Origin of the sequence: Dysgonomonas sp. ZJ279, from assembly GCF_011039205.1 — a bacterium.
Taxonomy (GTDB): Bacteria; Bacteroidota; Bacteroidia; order Bacteroidales; family Dysgonomonadaceae; genus Dysgonomonas.
In genome coordinates this window covers 22,800-39,760 of sequence record NZ_JAAKEL010000021.1, presented here as the reverse complement: position 1 = coordinate 39,760, position 16,961 = coordinate 22,800, and the positions used below count along the sequence as shown (strand labels likewise).

The window sequence follows — 16,961 nt, the reverse complement described above, 5'->3', positions numbered from 1 at the left end:
ATTAATCTTTTTTCTTAGTTACAACTTCGTCAGTGGAGTTTATCATACCCGACTTACTTACTTTATCCTGTATAGTTTGGAATATGATGTATAATGATGGTATAACCAATACTCCAATCATTGTTCCAATGAACATACCTCCAATAGCACTGATACCGATCGATCTGTTACCGATAGCACCTGCACCCGAAGCGAAAGCAAGAGGCATTAGACCAAATATAAATGCAAATGATGTCATCAAGATCGGACGTAAACGGGCTACCGCACCATTTACCGCAGCGTCTACAATACTCATACCTTGTTGACGACGCTGAATCGCATATTCCACAATTAGGATAGCATTTTTAGCCAAGAGTCCGATTAGCATGATTAGCGATATCTGTACATAGATATTATTTACAATACCGGTACCTGACATCATACTAATAAATATGAAGATAAATACGCCCGCCAGACCTACAGGTAAAGAGAACAATACGGCAAGTGGCAATATATAACTTTCGTATAGAGCTGCTAATAGTAAGTAAACGAAGATCAAACATAAAGCAAAGATCAATACCGTTTCACTACCACTGCTTGCTTCTTCTCTGGTCATACCCGAATAGTCATAACCATAACCGGCAGGGAGTGTGCTTGCGCCAACTTCTTCAACCGCCTTGATAACGTCACCCGAACTATATCCTTTAAAGAAATTAGGTATAATGGTAAGACTCATAGACGAGAACATATTGAAACGATTCAATGTTTGTGGGCCAGTAACATCTGTAATAGTTAAAAATTCAGTTATCGGAGCCATTTCACCATCTGCTGTTCTAATAAACATACCATTCAAGTCATCCAGTTTTGATCTATATTCAGGTGGTGCTTGTACCATAACCCTAAATTGCTTACCGTATAGATTGAAGTTCGAGATATACATACTACCTACATAGGCTTGCATTGTGGTCATAACTTCATTAAGAGTAAGGCCTGCTGCTTTTATTTTAGGTATATCGGCATCAATTTGTTTTTGAGGGAAGTTTGGATTAAATGTGGTCATTGCCATCATTACATCGTCACGAGCCTTCATCTTATCCAAGAAATTATTGGTTATATCATAAAATTCATGAATATCTCCACCGGTTTTATCTTGTAATTGTAATTCAACCCCTGTACTTAAACCGAACCCTTGGATTGTAGGCATACCGAAGAACATAAAAGTAGCATCCTTTATAGAATCTGTTTTCTCTTTTAATATTGCAGATAGTTGGTCAGCAGTAATATCTCGTTCATCCCACGGAACCATTTTTATAATGAGAGAGGCGTATGAACTACCCATACCGCTCATGAAGCTCATCCCGGTAATATTAGTCACATATTCTACACCTTCTATGTCTTGTGCTATCTTAATAATGTCTTGTACAAGCGAATCAGATCTTTCTAGTGATGCTCCCGGTGGTAATGTAACCATACCCATAACACCTCCACCATCTTCTTGAGGAACAAATCCTTTTGGAATCATTCCCATCAAGCCGAATAATATACCGCCACTAACTAATATAATAGCTACTGTAATCCAACGATGGCCTTTTTTTCCTAAGAATTGTAGCGAAGACTTGTATTTTTGAGTAGCAGAACTAAATCCAACATTGAAAGCATAATAGAAACGTTTTAAGAAACTTTTCTTTTCATGTTCACCTTCTTTGTGCGGTTTTAGGAATAAAGCACATAGAGCCGGACTTAATGTCAATGCATTTACTGCCGAAATCAAAATTGCTATAGCGAGTGTTAAACCGAATTGCTTGTAAAATATCCCGCTAGTTCCTCCAATAAAACTAACCGGAACGAATACAGCTGACATAACAAGGGTGATAGATACAATTGCCGGAGCAATTTCCTTCATCGCTTTCATTGTTGCTGCTCTCGGGTCGGTTTCTCCTGCATCGAGTTGTGCATGGACTGCCTCGACGACGACTATCGCATCATCGACTACGATACCGATTGCGAGAACCAAAGCAAACAACGTAAGTAAGTTAATCGAGAACCCAAATACTTGAAGGAAGAAGAATGTACCAATAATTGCTACCGGTACTGCAATAGCAGGAATTAATGTAGACCTGAAATCTTGAAGGAATACGAATACTACTATAAATACAAGAATGAAAGCTTCTATCAGTGTATGTATAACCTTATTAATGGATGCACTTAAGAATTCGTTGGCATTCATTAAGTAAACAACTTTCATTCCTGGAGGAAATGATTCTGCAGTTTTATTTATTTCAGCCTGAACATTGTTAATAACCTCTTGTGCATTAGAACCGGCAGTTTGGCTAATAGCAATAACGACAGATTCAGCTCCATTAGTTTGAGATATTATGGTATAGTTAAGCGAAGCTAATTCTACGTTAGCTACGTCTTTTACTCTCAATACCTGACCTTCATTAGAACGAATGACAATGTCACCAAATTGCTCTGCTGTTTGAAGGCGGCCAGTGTATTTAAGTGTATACTGAAATGTTTGATTACTATTTTGTCCTAATTCACCCGGTGCAGCCTCTATATTTTGATCTTGTAATGCTGCAATAACTTCTGTAGGTGTAATTCTATATGTAGACATTACATCAGGTTTCAACCAGATACGCATAGAGTAGTCTTCTGCTCCATATACATTTGCATCACCAACACCATATACACGCTTGATTTGCGGCAGAATATTGATGTTCGCATAGTTCTGAATGAATCGTCTGTTATAGTCCGGATTGTCACTAGACAAGGCTATAAACAGGATTGTACTACTTTGTTGTTTCCTTACTGTTACTCCTGTATTCAACACCTCTTGAGGTAGCAAAGGATTCGCTCTGGCTACAAGATTTTGAACGTTTACAGCGGCAATATCAGGATTTATACCTTGCTTGAAATAAACAGTGATATTTGCCTGACCATTATTTGTTGCCGAAGAGGTCATGTATGTCATACCTTCCACACCATTGACTTGCTCCTCAATTGGGATTACAACACTTTTCATCACCACGTCAGCATTCGCACCACTATAAAAGGCTTGAATTTGTATTGTGGGTGGTGCAATATTTGGATATTGCTCAACAGGCAGTGTGAATAGGCCTATGATACCCAATACAACTATAATAATGGATATTACAGTTGATAATACGGGTCTATCTATAAATGTTTTTAACATCGATTTTTTATTTTAAATTAAAAGAATAATAGTGCTAACTACTTTTACAAATAATTATTTCACTTTTATTTTCATATTATTTCTAAGAGTAGCAACATTGTCTGATACTATTCTTTCACCTTCATTTAGACCAGCGGTTACTGCGTAATTTTTACCTTCCGGCATTCCAATTGCAGAAATGATAGTTTGAACCACAGAATCTCCTTGAACTTTGTATACTAGAATTTTATCTTGTTGTGCAAAAGTTGCTTTTTGTGGAATAACAAATACATCCTTCAATGTTCTCGGGATAGATATTTTACCACTAGACCCGCTGCGCAATAATCCGTGAGAGTTAGGAAATTCTGCTCTGAAATTTGCAGAACCGGTACTTACACTGATCACACCAGATATTGTTTCTATTTTTCCTTTTTCAGGATATATTGTACCATCAGCTAGAACTAGTGTTACGGGTGGCAAGTTTTTGATTTTCTCAACTTGAGTTTTACCTTCTGTATTACCTAAGAATGCCATCAGGTCTTTTTCATTTAAAGAGAAATATGCAAAAACATTTCCTGTATTTGCAACAGTAGTCAATGCATTGGTACTATTTACTAAACTTCCTTGACGGAAAGGTATTGTACCAACTACGCCATCCACAGGGCTAGTAACATTTGTCCAACTCATAGTAGCCTGAGCATTTTCTAACGAAGCTTGTGCTTGAGCCATACTAGCAACAGCTGTTTGATAGGCATTTTCGTAAGTGTCTAATTGTACTTTACTTACAATTCCTTTATCTGCTAACGGACGTATTCTGTCAACATTTAGTTTAGCTGTATTAACAGATGCTTGAGAGCTTGTAATAGCTGCTTTCGCCGATTTTAACGCTTGTTCAGCTTGTGGAGAATTAATTCTGAACAATGCCTGTCCTTTTCTCACAACAGAACCTTCATCGACATAAATAGCATCGATAAAACCATCTATACGTGGTCTGATTTCGATATCTTCTGCACCTTTGATTGTAACGGGATAAACCGATTCTAATGTTGCCTCCTCTTTGCTCAGAACCATAGTGGGATATTCAGTAGCCTCAGCCTGCTGCCCCATGTTTGCCTGCTTATTACCGCAAGAAACCATAACCATAAGGGCCGTTGCCCCAAAAACAATCTTCTTAAATTTCATACCTAATACCTATTTTAATTGTTTACCTTTTTTTGTTTATCTAATACATTTAATAATATCACTAATTGCGTCTTCAACGCATCTTTATCAATATCTTCGAATAATACTTCCTGAATTTCTCTAACCTTCGTTATTGCTCTCTGAAATAATTGTTCACCAGCATCTGTTATTCCTACAATACGTGCGCGAGTATCTGTTTTGCTTTCTCGCCTACTTATTAGTCCTTTTTTTTGAAGATTCCTAATAATTGTAGACGTGGTCATTGGATCTATATCGGTTTCTTGCGACAGAATTATCTGGGTAATTTCTATTTTACACATTGTCATATGATATATAGCACCAAGTATTTCCAGTTGTGGTCCAGTAAGGCCAAATTCCTCTAATACCCGATGTTTTCCCCTTTGCCAAAATTTAGAAACTCGCCATATTAAGTATCCAACATCGTCTGTTGGATTTCCAAATTTGCAATTTGCTTCCATTATGTTATACCTTCTTTTCTATTTCCATTTCTATTTTTAGTTTATTTTGGATGCAAATATAGTAAGTATGCTTATAATAAGTGTGCGTTGACATTGGTAAAATATGTTCTTTAACATTAATTTAACATTAAATTCACATTTGTTTTAACTAATATATTGACAAGTAGTTGTTTGTCTAAATACGAAAATAGGCTGAATAGTTAATCCTATTCAGCCTATTTTATATTACGATTAATTTAATTATATTCCCAAGTCGGCACAGATTTGTTTTACTTTTTCCTCCATAGCTTCGTCTACTGTATCGAACTCTTCTCTAGACTTTAATTTACAATGAACTTCTATGTAGAATTTAATCTTCGGCTCCGTTCCTGATGGACGAATGGATATCTTTGTATTATCCTGAGTTAAATATTGTAATACATTAGAGGTTGTCGGCATTTCGAGGGTAAATGTCTCGTTAAGATCTAAATCTTGAGCTTTTAGAGTTGCAAAATCTTTTATAAGCACTATTTTAGAGCCTGCTATTTCTTTAATAGGGTTTTCTCTGAATGTTTTCATCATCGCCTCTATCTCTTCAGCTCCGCTACGCCCTTCTTTGGTAACAGATATACCTATCTCTTTCGAGAAGCCGTACTCTACATATATATCTTGTAGCATTTCGTAAAGAGTTTTACCGTTATCTTTAGCCCACGCGGCAATTTCACCAAACAGAATAGCAGCAGATACCGAATCCTTGTCTCTGACAAAGTCCTGAGCAAGGAAGCCATAGCTTTCTTCACCACCACCTATATATTTACGTTTACCTTCGAGTTCTCTGATTACAGCTGCGATCCATTTAAATCCGGTATAGCATTCAAACATTTCTACACCATTTTTTTCTGATACTGTTTGAGTTAACATACTGGTAACTATAGTACGTACTGTATATTCATTTCCTGTCAACAGTCCTAATTCTTTTCTGCGAGTAATGATGTAGTAGATAAGAATTAGCATGGTTTGGTTACCATTCAATAGAATGAATTCTCCTTTGCTATTACGAATACCTGCGCCAAAACGGTCGGCATCAGGATCGGTTGCAAACACAAGATCAGCATTTGTTTCCACAGCTTTTTTAACTGCAAGAGCCATTGCTGCAGGATCTTCGGGGTTTGGAGAAACCACTGTTGGGAAATCACCACTTAATACATCTTGTTCGGGCACATTTATTATATTGGTAAATCCGCAAGCTTTCATTGCTTTAGGGATAATTGTAAACCCTGTTCCATGTAGCGGAGTATATACAATACCAAGATCGCCATGACGTTTAATGGAGTCGGGAGACAAAAGGATTGTTTTAAGATCTTTGATATATTTATCATCCATCTCTTTACCCATTATTTCTATCAGGGCTTTATTGCCTTTAAATTTAATATCATCGACAGTAACGCGGTTTACTTGAGCTATAATGTTCTTGTCGTGAGGAGGGATTACTTGTGCTCCATCATCCCAATAAACTTTATATCCGTTATACTTTTTAGGATTATGCGAAGCAGTGATCATAATACCACTTTGGCAACCTAGATGGCGAATGGCATAAGATACCTCGGGAGTAGGGCGTAAATCTTCGAAAAGATACGCCTTGATTCCGTTAGCTGAAAATATGTTAGCCGATATTTCTGCATATTTGCGGCTGTTATTACGACAGTCGTGTCCGATAACGACCTTTATTTGTTCTATGGCAGCAAATTCTTTTAGTAAATAGTTTGCTAGTCCTTGTGTTGCACCACCAATTGTATAAATATTTACCCGGTTTGTACCCACTCCCATAACACCACGAAGACCGCCCGTGCCGAATTCAAGATCTTTGTAAAAAGATTCTATCAGTTCTGTTTTATCTTCATTATCTAATAATGCTTGTACTTCTTTTTTGGTTTCAGCATCATACTTATCTGAAAGCCATGTTTGTGCTTTGGCTGTTACTTGTGCGATCAAATCCTTGTTGTCCATTTTATGGTGATTTAAGAGTTTCTATATATAACAAAAGTAATAAACTATTTAAAATTCGCATCAAAATACGAATGAAAAGTACGATTCTTTTAATTTAATCTAATTCGTACTTTATTTGGTCGAAAAGAAATGGAAATAATTGTTCCTCAACTCCACTATTGATCAAAACATCTCTATCAGCTTCGAATAAATTTATAAATTGTTCAAAACTGCCTTCCATTACGGCTGCTTCTTTATAAAAGGCAATTGCCGTCTTTTTGTTCCCTATACATAATTCAACATGTCCTGCATTGAGGTAGTCATGTACATTAGGTTTGCTGGTTATTATCTTTTGATAATATTTCTGCGATAAGTCAAATTTATGGAGCAAGAATGCGGTCCATGCTATCGGGCGTAATGTCTTGGTACTTTTCGCGTCCAGTAATTCAACCTTGAAGTAGCTGTTTAATGCGCTGTCATAATCTTTTAGTTCTAAATAACAATGTCCTATATTTAGTTCTATGCCTAGATTGTCAGGTGTTAATTGAGCAGCTTTTTTGTAATAATCCAGTGCTAGTTCCGGTTTTTTTAATGTACGATATAGCTGTGCAATATGCTTGATAATCCATGAATTGCTGGGCGTAATAAGATCCGCTTGTAAATATGCATCTAATGCTCCTTGCAGATCATTGAGCATTTGCTTGCAGTAAGCTATTTTTTGCCAAATATTATCACTCATTTCATCAGTTTCTACCAAACGGGTAAATACATCTAATGCTTCTTTGAAATTATTTTTTTCGAAGTAGTAGAGTGCAATCTTCTTCATGCTATCAGTATCAGATATCAATGGAGATATTGATTTCTTTTCGTAGAAATTGAGACTCAAATTGAATATATCGAAAAAACTGTTACGATGAGGATTTAGTTTGAAAAAACGATAAAGATCTTGTATGTATTGATTTGAAATAACTTCGTCGTCAATAGTAGGGTTTAAATCTTTCGCATCTTTTTGAAGTTGCTTTATTTCTTCCGATTCTGCATTCAGACGCCCCATCATCATTTCACGTTGTGTTGATGATATTTGCAATAAGCTAAGGCAAAAAGAATATTTATCTGAATTACACATATGTCCTGAATCGACAATGGCAGCGTGCAATAGATTATTCTTATGATCGTTGGTAAATAGTGGTGTCAATTCGGAGTAGGAGGGATCGAATGGCAGAAACCAGTTACACATATCTGAAAAGAAAGGAAAGCTTTTCAATCCCGAAAATGTGGAATGAAACACATCGGCTCCTTCCATTTGTAAGTTCGAGTACTCCTGCAATTTTTTGCTTAAGCCTGATTCTTCAAGTTCTTTTTGCCATTCGGGATTTTTATCGGCAAAGTCGGTTTCACCCATCATATCTTCCATGTTTAGCTTTTTGCCGGCTAAATTATTGAATTTCATCATTTCAGGAATGATTTCCTCTGTCAATCGTTTACTTATTTTTTCTGTTTCGCGAGAGCGAATCAGTTGTATAATAACGCTTAATATTCCTTTTCTAAATTCCGGTCTTTCGGATAAAGTATCTAACCGATGCTGCAATTCGGGATACAGCGACCAACGAATGTCGTACATTTGCATCACAATAACCAGAGCTACAATGGCTCTAACGCGCAAACCTACATTCTCTGATCCGCATGCATGCATTAATGCTTGTACTTTACGGGCATCGAAGCGGTGAAAAACACTTAGACTTAATGCTGATATAAATAAAGATTTCTCTCTGCTTGGTAAATCCAAACTATCTATAATAGAATAATAATCTTGTAATGCTTTTTCATCTGCACGTGGCGAAACAAATACACAATTGAACATATCGGATGCTATACGTTCTCTTTTGATAGATAAATCTCTTTTTCTGGCTTCCTGTTCAGGGCCATTAGCTACTAAGTCGGTTAAGGAAATAGAGTCTGATATATCTTTTAGTAAATTACGATAATCGAGTAATGTGGTTGTTTTTAAATCATTAATACGTTGTTTCTCGTAGAATACATTAGATGATGTTATTTTTAATAATTCATCGGCAGAATCGTCAGTCAGTTCATATAACGAGCGAAGCAGATTGCGGTATACATCTTCACGTAGAGGGTCTTCAATACCTTCAATAAGATAGTGAAGCATGTATTTATAATTGGTCTCAAGTTCGCTCAAATGCTCTGATATTTGCCAGTCTTGCGTGTTAACTGTCAACTTAATAAGTGATTCGAACGCATCTTTTAACTGCCTTTTTGACAGAAAATGCAGTATGTCTTTCTTTAACGATATTATATCTCGATTCTCCATTTATCAACTTATTTTGGTTATCAGTTAGTCAAAACAAAAGTAGATGGTGCATCTTTAATCCATCGAGTTCCTTTATCTTCCAGTTTTTTCCAGCTGTTTAAACTTATCATCATCAGATCTTGTTTCTTCAGAATATCACTATCGATAGGGATATTATTATTCCATAATTGGAATAGATATGGATTAACTGCTTTAATGGCTCTGACCGATTTTATAAATTCTATGGAGCTATCAGTAAGCCCAATGGGATCCCATAGTGTTATCCTCACATATGAATTTTCAGCCAATCGTTCCATGAACTCTCCAACAAAAATGTCACCTTCATCTAATATAGGTACAAATACTGTTCTTATACCTACTATTCCCTTATCAATAAATATGCCAACCGGCATGTCTGTTTTGGAAACAATGGTACGTGTGCCTTCATCCATGATCGGAGCTGTGATGGTCTTGCGCCATCTTTTATAGTTGGCTAACCTCGAAAGCAGGTAGTTGGGGATGTGTATCAGTTGATTAGAGAATCCTAAAAAGCGACCAAACATATTTTTTGAAAAAACAGATTCTTTAAGCCCGATGATTAAAAAGTCATAATCGCCTTTATTGGCAATCTTTGCCACATTGGCATGAGGATCACTGCCAATCTTGAACATCGGAACAATGGTCTGACTCAAAGAATTAGCTTCATCTATAACAGGTTGAAACATTTCTTCTTCCTCTTCGTCCAGCGTATTTTGATATAATAAACTACCTTCCGATAGATGAAGCATCGTTAGTTCGGAATGAGCTTGCCTCTTTCTGATAAAGCAATTGGCTAAGAACAGAAGTTTACGTCCCATATCGGAATTGTCGAATGAAACAAGTATCTTGTATTTCTTTTGTTCGACTTCTCCTGTTTCTGTTTGCCTCTTCTTAAATATCTTGTCTATCAGTGTTAATAGAGGCGATGTCATAAATGTGGTGGTTAAAGCCATAACAACCATCATTGCAAATACTTCGGGGGTAAGTATGCCTAAGTCGAGCCCTATGTTGAGTACAACCAGCTCCATCAATCCGCGTGTGTTCATCAAAGCACCTATGGTAAGGCTGTCTTTCCATGTGTTACCTACGAAGCGTGCAGCTAAGGCGCTCCCCATAGATTTTCCGGCAACGGCAAGGAATATAATACCTCCACACATTATCCACAAATGCGGCTCGTTGAGCAGTCCGATGTGTGTTCTTAATCCGGTATATACGAAGAACATCGGTAGCAGTAATACAAGGGCTACATCTTCTATCTTGTCTGTAAATAAGCTTCTGAACCCCATATTGGATGGCATAATTACTCCGGCAAGGAAAGCGCCGAATAAGGCATGAATGCCAATTACCTCGGTAGCATAAGCCGATAGGAAGAGAACGAGGAAGAATACAGCTATTACGGATTTATTTATTACTCTTTTTGATGTTTGAAGATCTGCTATACGTTTCAGGAATGGACGTACTACCTTAAACATAACGATGACATATATAATAGCAGATAGAATTACAAAGAATGAACTACTGAACGAGCCCGCGTTTACAATCGCAATTACCGCGGCTAATAGACACCATGCAGTAATGTCGTCTATGGCTGCACATGTAATTATTACAGGACCTAACGGAGTTTTGTTTATACCTCTTTCGTGCACAATACGAGCCATGACAGGAAAGGCGGCAATACTCATTGCTATTCCCATAAATAGAGCAAAGGGTAAGAATTGTGTATCTTTATTTGTGAATTCACCATACAATATGTAGGAAAGGAATACACCCAATGTGAAAGGAACAACAATGCTCGTATGACTTATAATAACGGCATTGTGAGCTTTATTTCTTATCGTCTTCAAGTCCAATTCCATACCTACGATAAACATGAAAAGAACTAGCCCTATTTGGCTTAGAAACTTGATGTTATCGAGTGATGAAACCGGAAATAACATATCTGAAATTTCGGGGAAGTATGCACCTAGAAGGGAAGGACCCAATACTACACCGGCAAATATCTCACCTACAACAGTGGGTTGTCCTATTTTTTGACATATCCATCCAAAAATACGAACAGCAAGAAGAATAACGACTATCTGGAGGAGTAAAATCGATAAGGGGCTCAATAAATTCGAGGCCATATTCCGTATGAAATTAAACCATGCACTCCCTTCAGAAACAATGTCTTGCGGGGCATGTGTAATTTCGAGATTTTCTGATCCAAGGTTAATAATAATATATACCAGAATAGAAAAAATGCTTACTACTGAAGCATAAAAAATGAGGTTTTTATAATTTTTCATAAACGAAAAACATGTTTATGATTATTTGATAATCTATTTGGTACAAAGATACAATTAAATATGACAATACGTTATATAGATTTATACTCATGTTGTAGTAAATTATGTGTATATTTGGGGGATATAATATGTATTAGCTTAACTATTTTCTTATGATATTAAGAGCTTTAAAATATACACGTTACACCAAAGATGCCCGCGAATGGAGTATTGTCGGCAATGGAGATGATTTTGCATATTTTGGCAATATTAATCTACTGGTCGGTAAAAATGCATCGGGCAAAAGCCGTACATTGAATGTTGTCAGGGAGATTGCTGGATTATTATCGGGTAAAATTTCGTTGAGTAAAGCAAATACAGCAACGCAGCGATTTGAACTTATATTCGAAGGAGATAAGAAAGAATATAATTATTTTCTTGATTTTAAAGATAGAATTGTTGTCTCCGAAATACTGCTTGTCGATGGGAAAGAATATATGAATAGAGCGAAAGGTTTATTTATAGAACTGGCAGAAAGCAAGAATGTTTCTATTTCAGTAGATGACACTCATCTGGCTATTACAGCTACAGATGTGAATGGTAATAATTATTATAAACCATTCGTGCAGTGGGGAAAGTCATTGAAGAATTATTTTTTCTCCAATCAGATCGAAAAAGCTCATTTGGTTAAGGATTATAGAGTGATCGAAGAAAAAGATCAGGATGTAGAGGATACGAGTATTCTGGTCTATACTCTCTATATGGGTAAAAAAACATTCGGCGATAAATTTATTTCCGAAGTGAAATCTTGTATGTATGAATTGGGATATTCTCAAATATCTGATATCGATATACAGGAAGCCAAAGGAGGATACGGTATTTGTGTCGAGGAGGATGGTCGTTATATTGTTTCTCAGCGTGATATGTCGCAAGGCATGTTTCGGGCGTTAGCTTTATTTATATTTCTTACCTACGCTCATATGAGTAATATGTCTGTTTGCATATTAGTAGACGATATGGGTGAAGGACTTGATTTTGAACGCTCGAAAGGATTGATTGATATTGTTACAAATAAAATACATAACTCAAATATTCAATATTTTATGACGACTAATGATCGTCATATAATGAATCATATTCCTTTACGGTTTTGGTCTGTTATTGAAAGAGAAAAAAATAAGTCAATATTTTATGACATTGTAAATTCGACAGAAAAATTTGACGATTTCAAATATACAGGATTGAATAATTTCGACTTTCTGACAACTGACTTTTATAAAAAAGGATTTGGTAACATAGAAGAAGAGGAGAACGGATAAATATTAATGAATAGAATTGCTTTTTTTGTTGAAGGGCAAACGGAACAAATTTTCGTTAATCGCTTAGTCAGAGAAATTTTAGGCCCACAAGACACCAATATAATACAGAAACAATTTCGCGGAGGGACAAATATTCCTAAGCAGGAGATTGTTAGAAGTTTATCATTGTCGCGTACCCCGCTATATGAAGTTCTGATATTCGATTGCGGTTCGGATAACCGTGTTAAATCTGAAATATTGGAGAATATACAGAATCTACGCGAGAGAGGGTACAGTAAGATAGTGGGACTAAGAGATCTTTATCCAATCCCGTTTGCCGAGTTGGGTAAATTGGAGATGGGTTTGAGATTCTTGCCTAACAGGTTTAAGCATGAAGCACCGTATTTTGACGTTATTGTAGCAGTACACGAAATAGAAGCATGGTTCTTGGCTGAAGTAAATCATTTTAAGAAAATTGACAGACGCTTAGATGGTAATTTTATAAAGAAACATTTAGGTATCGATCCTTATGTGATGAATCCCGAAGCAAGAGTGCATCCGGCTAAAGACTTGGATAATATCTATCAATTGGTGGGGAGGTCGTATACAAAACGTTATGGACAGACCGAAAAAATAGTAAGTAAGCTGGACTTTAATAACATTATGAAAAATATTCGTTACGAGATCGCTCCCTTAAACAGGCTGATAAAAGTTCTCGAGAAGACAAAGAATAGAAAATAATAAACACTATCAGATATAAAAAAGCCCTAATGTTTGAACATTAGGGCTTTTTTATTATTCGTGTGAAATAAAATATTATTTCTTAGGTTGCGTACGTTTAGCGTAGCGATTCATAAACTTATCAACACGTCCTGCTGTATCCACAAGTGTTTGTTTACCTGTATAGAATGGATGAGAAGAACTAGTGATTTCAAGTTTTACAAGAGGATAAGTTACACCATCAACTTCAATTGTTTCTTTTGCATTTACAGTTGAGCGAGTGATGAAAATCTCTTCGTTTGACATATCTTTGAAAACAACTGCGCGGTAATTTTCAGGATGAATATCTTTCTTCATTTTATAGTGTATTTTAAATTATTTCTTCTTTTTCGGACGACAAAGATAGACTATTTATCTAATTAAACAAAAATATTCTATTTGATTTTGTTCGCAAATAGTCTTTAAATTGATATTTTTTCGTTTCTTTTGTTTATTGAATAAATTAAAACTGAATAATAAGTATGTTGAAACAATATTTTATAGCACCTATTATTGCTTTGTCAATGATTGCATGTACCAATAAAGGGACGACAAATACTACTGAAAATAAAGCTTTAACCGAAGCTGACTCAATTAAACTGGCTATGGAATCAATTTCTGACGACACAAGTATGTATCTTCTGGTAGGCACGTATACATCGGGCGAAAGTGATGGTATATATGTTTATCAATTCGACACAATTTCCGGATACTCTAAATATGTAAGTATGGCGAAGGTAGACAATCCGTCTTATCTAGCTATAAGTAAAGATGAGAAGTTTGTGTATGCAGTAACAGAGAACGATGATAATACTTCTGCTGCCAATGCTCTATCTTTCGATAAAAAGGATGGTAAACTCAAATTGTTAAATACCCAGCTGACGGGTGGGGGAGCCCCTTGCTATATTACTGTAGACAGAGCGGGAAAGCATGTGGTAACAGCGAATTATCTTGGAGCAAGCATTACTTTGTTTAATACAAATGAAGATGGAACATTAGCGCCTGCGTCGAGTGTTATAAGCTTTATGGGTAAAGGTGTTGATGAGCGCCAGAGTCAACCTCACTTGCATTGTGTAGTATTTTCACCAGACGAAAAGTATTTATTTGCGAGCGATCTAGGAACAGATAAAATACATAAATTTGAAGTTAACGATAATAGTACCGAAGACTTTTTGAAGATCAGTACACCTCCCGCTTTTAAAATAAAAGACGGATCGGGACCTCGTCATTTAGAGTTTCATCCCAATGGAAAGTACGCATACCTCATAACTGAATTATCAGGTTCTGTTATTGCTTTCGAATATAATAACGGAGATTTGAAAGAATTCCAATCAATACAAGCAGATACACTTAATGCAAAAGGAAGTGGCGATATACATATATCACCCGATGGGCGGTTCTTATACGCATCTAATCGTTTGAAAGGCGATGGATTGGCAATATATTCAATCAATCAAACTGATGGAAAGCTTACTAAAGTCGGTTATCAGGATACGGGCATCCACCCTCGTAATTTTGCAATTACACCAAATGGCAAATATTTGCTTGTAGCTAGTCGTGACAACGATATTATTCAAATTTTCGAGATCGATAAAAAAACGGGTTTATTAGAGAATGTATATAAAGATATTAAACTCGACATGCCTGTTTGTTTGAAGTTCGCTTCATTTAAATAAAATACTAAATATAAAAAGTAAGCCGTGCGAGTGATTCTAAATTCGTACGGTTTACTTTTTTAATTACCTTTGCACCTTCAAAATAAAATACGACATAGAATGCTAATAATAGATAGCTTAAAAGTAGAATTAGGGGACAGAACTCTATTCGATAATATCAGTTTTATAATTAACGATAAAGATAAAATTGCATTGGTTGGAAAAAATGGAGCAGGTAAGAGTACCATGCTTAAAATTCTGGCTGGTGTCAACACGCATTATAAAGGAACAGTAACCGGACCTGATGGAGTAACAGTCGGGTATCTTCCTCAGGTAATGAAGGTAACGGACGAGCGAACTGTAAGAGAAGAAGCTTCATTGGCTTTTTCACATATTTCCGATTTGCAGATGCAGATTGAGGATATGAACAAACAATTGGAAACTCGTACCGATTACGAATCTGACGATTATGCCAAGTTGATAGACGATTTCACACATGCTCACGAGCGCCTAGGGATGGTCGAAGGTATCAACTTCGAAGGAGAGGTTGAGAAAGCATTGCTTGGATTAGGTTTCAAGAGAGAAGACCTTGATCGTTCTACCAGCGAATTTAGCGGAGGGTGGCGTATGCGTATCGAATTGGCTAAACTCTTATTACGTAATCCTGATGTGATGTTACTCGATGAGCCGACTAATCACCTTGATATCGAGTCTATAGGTTGGTTAGAAGACTTTATTATGACACAAGCTAAAGCCGTCGTGTTAATATCGCATGACCGTGCTTTTATAGATGCTGTCACTACCCGTACTATCGAACTGACTATGGGGCGTATTTATGATTATAAAGTAAATTATACTAAATATGTAGAACTTCGTCAGGAGCGCCGTTTGCAGCAAATTCATGCTTGGGAGTCGCAGCAAAAGCAAATTGCCGAAATAGAGGAGTTTGTGGAGCGATTCAGAGCACAGGCAGCGAAAGCTGTTCTTGTACAAAGTCGTGTTCGCCAGTTAGAAAAAATGGAACGTGTGGAAATTGATGAAGAAGACAAATCACAGATTCGTATTCGTTTTCAACCTGCAACCCGTTCGGGTGATTATCCGCTGACTGTAGATAGTGTTACTAAGAAATATGATGACTATTTGGTTTTTGAAAACGCTAATCTGATGATCGAGCGTGGAGAAAAAATAGCATTAGCCGGAAAAAATGGCGAAGGTAAATCGACATTCGTAAAATGTGTAATGGGAGAGACCCCTTACGATGGAACCATGATGCTTGGACATAATGTTCAGGTAGGCTATTTTGCGCAGAATCAAGCTGAATTGTTAGATGAAGATCTTACTGTTTTCGAAACGATAGATCGTGTCGCAGAAGGAGATATACGTACACAAATACGTAGTATATTAGGAGCATTTATGTTTAACAGAGATGATTCGGAGAAAAAAGTAAAGGTATTGTCGGGAGGAGAGAAGACTCGTCTGGCAATGATTAAACTATTACTGGAACCTGTTAATCTGCTTATTCTCGATGAGCCGACTAATCATCTGGATTTGAAAACAAAAGAGGTGTTGAAAAATGCCTTGTTAGACTATGCCGGTACAGTTATACTTGTATCGCATGACAGGGATTTCTTGGATGGTCTTGTAACTAAAGTGTTCGAATTTTCAGATAAAAAGGTAAGAGAGCATATTGGTGGAATAAAAGAATTCTTGGCAAAGAAACGTGTTTTGTCTTCTTGATGCTACTGATATTTGTTCGATGACATAATGAGTAAGTAATATATAGAAAGAGGCCATGTACTGCATGGTCTCTTTTTTTTATTTAAGAAATTATATCTTTGCAGATATCAGCCATAAAAAG

General features: G+C 36.5%; 11 protein-coding genes. 4 read left to right on the top strand and 7 right to left on the bottom strand.

The genetic code is table 11. The features are described from left to right. Position 1 precedes the first annotated feature (1 nt). From G7Y57_RS15220 to G7Y57_RS15195, 6 genes are all read right to left on the bottom strand, one after another. The gene (locus tag G7Y57_RS15220; protein ID WP_165026023.1) at positions 2-3,175 is read right to left on the bottom strand and encodes an efflux RND transporter permease subunit; all 3,174 of its coding nucleotides are present in this window, start codon (positions 3,173-3,175) and stop codon (positions 2-4) included. Between the two features lie 54 nt (positions 3,176-3,229). Next, entirely contained in the window at positions 3,230-4,336 is a 1,107-nt protein-coding gene (locus G7Y57_RS15215) for an efflux RND transporter periplasmic adaptor subunit (protein WP_165026020.1), read from the bottom strand. 14 nt (positions 4,337-4,350) lie between these two features. Then, positions 4,351-4,815, bottom strand: a complete 465-nt coding sequence (locus G7Y57_RS15210; RefSeq protein WP_165026017.1) for a MarR family winged helix-turn-helix transcriptional regulator — start codon at positions 4,813-4,815, stop codon at positions 4,351-4,353. A gap of 240 nt (positions 4,816-5,055) precedes the next feature. Beyond that, complete coding sequence (locus tag G7Y57_RS15205; protein ID WP_165026015.1) at positions 5,056-6,801, bottom strand: phospho-sugar mutase; 1,746 nt, start codon at positions 6,799-6,801, stop codon at positions 5,056-5,058. Between the two features lie 94 nt (positions 6,802-6,895). After that, positions 6,896-9,109: a tetratricopeptide repeat protein gene (locus G7Y57_RS15200; RefSeq protein ID WP_165026012.1), complete on the bottom strand. Its 2,214-nt coding sequence runs from the start codon at positions 9,107-9,109 to the stop codon at positions 6,896-6,898. 20 nt (positions 9,110-9,129) lie between these two features. Then, positions 9,130-11,412: a cation:proton antiporter gene (locus tag G7Y57_RS15195; protein ID WP_165026010.1), complete on the bottom strand. Its 2,283-nt coding sequence runs from the start codon at positions 11,410-11,412 to the stop codon at positions 9,130-9,132. A 152-nt stretch (positions 11,413-11,564) separates the two neighbouring features. Between G7Y57_RS15195 and G7Y57_RS15190 the strand changes: the two genes are divergently transcribed. Together G7Y57_RS15190 and G7Y57_RS15185 are read left to right on the top strand one after the other, a co-directional pair. Continuing rightward, positions 11,565-12,710: an AAA family ATPase gene (locus tag G7Y57_RS15190; protein WP_165026007.1), complete on the top strand. Its 1,146-nt coding sequence runs from the start codon at positions 11,565-11,567 to the stop codon at positions 12,708-12,710. A gap of 6 nt (positions 12,711-12,716) precedes the next feature. Continuing rightward, complete coding sequence (locus G7Y57_RS15185; protein ID WP_165026005.1) at positions 12,717-13,430, top strand: DUF4276 family protein; 714 nt, start codon at positions 12,717-12,719, stop codon at positions 13,428-13,430. Between the two features lie 75 nt (positions 13,431-13,505). Here the strand turns inward: G7Y57_RS15185 and G7Y57_RS15180 are convergent, their stop codons facing one another. Next, positions 13,506-13,766 (bottom strand): type B 50S ribosomal protein L31, encoded by a 261-nt coding sequence (locus G7Y57_RS15180; protein ID WP_165026002.1) that lies wholly within the window; start codon positions 13,764-13,766, stop codon positions 13,506-13,508. A gap of 164 nt (positions 13,767-13,930) precedes the next feature. Between G7Y57_RS15180 and G7Y57_RS15175 the strand changes: the two genes are divergently transcribed. Both G7Y57_RS15175 and G7Y57_RS15170 read left to right on the top strand, forming a co-directional pair. Then, entirely contained in the window at positions 13,931-15,124 is a 1,194-nt protein-coding gene (locus tag G7Y57_RS15175) for a lactonase family protein (RefSeq protein WP_165026000.1), read from the top strand. Positions 15,125-15,223: 99 nt separating this feature from the next. Further along, positions 15,224-16,840 carry an ABC-F family ATP-binding cassette domain-containing protein gene (locus G7Y57_RS15170; protein WP_165025997.1) on the top strand — a complete coding sequence of 539 codons (1,617 nt, stop codon included), beginning with the start codon at positions 15,224-15,226 and terminating at the stop codon, positions 16,838-16,840. Positions 16,841-16,961: the final 121 nt, after the last annotated feature.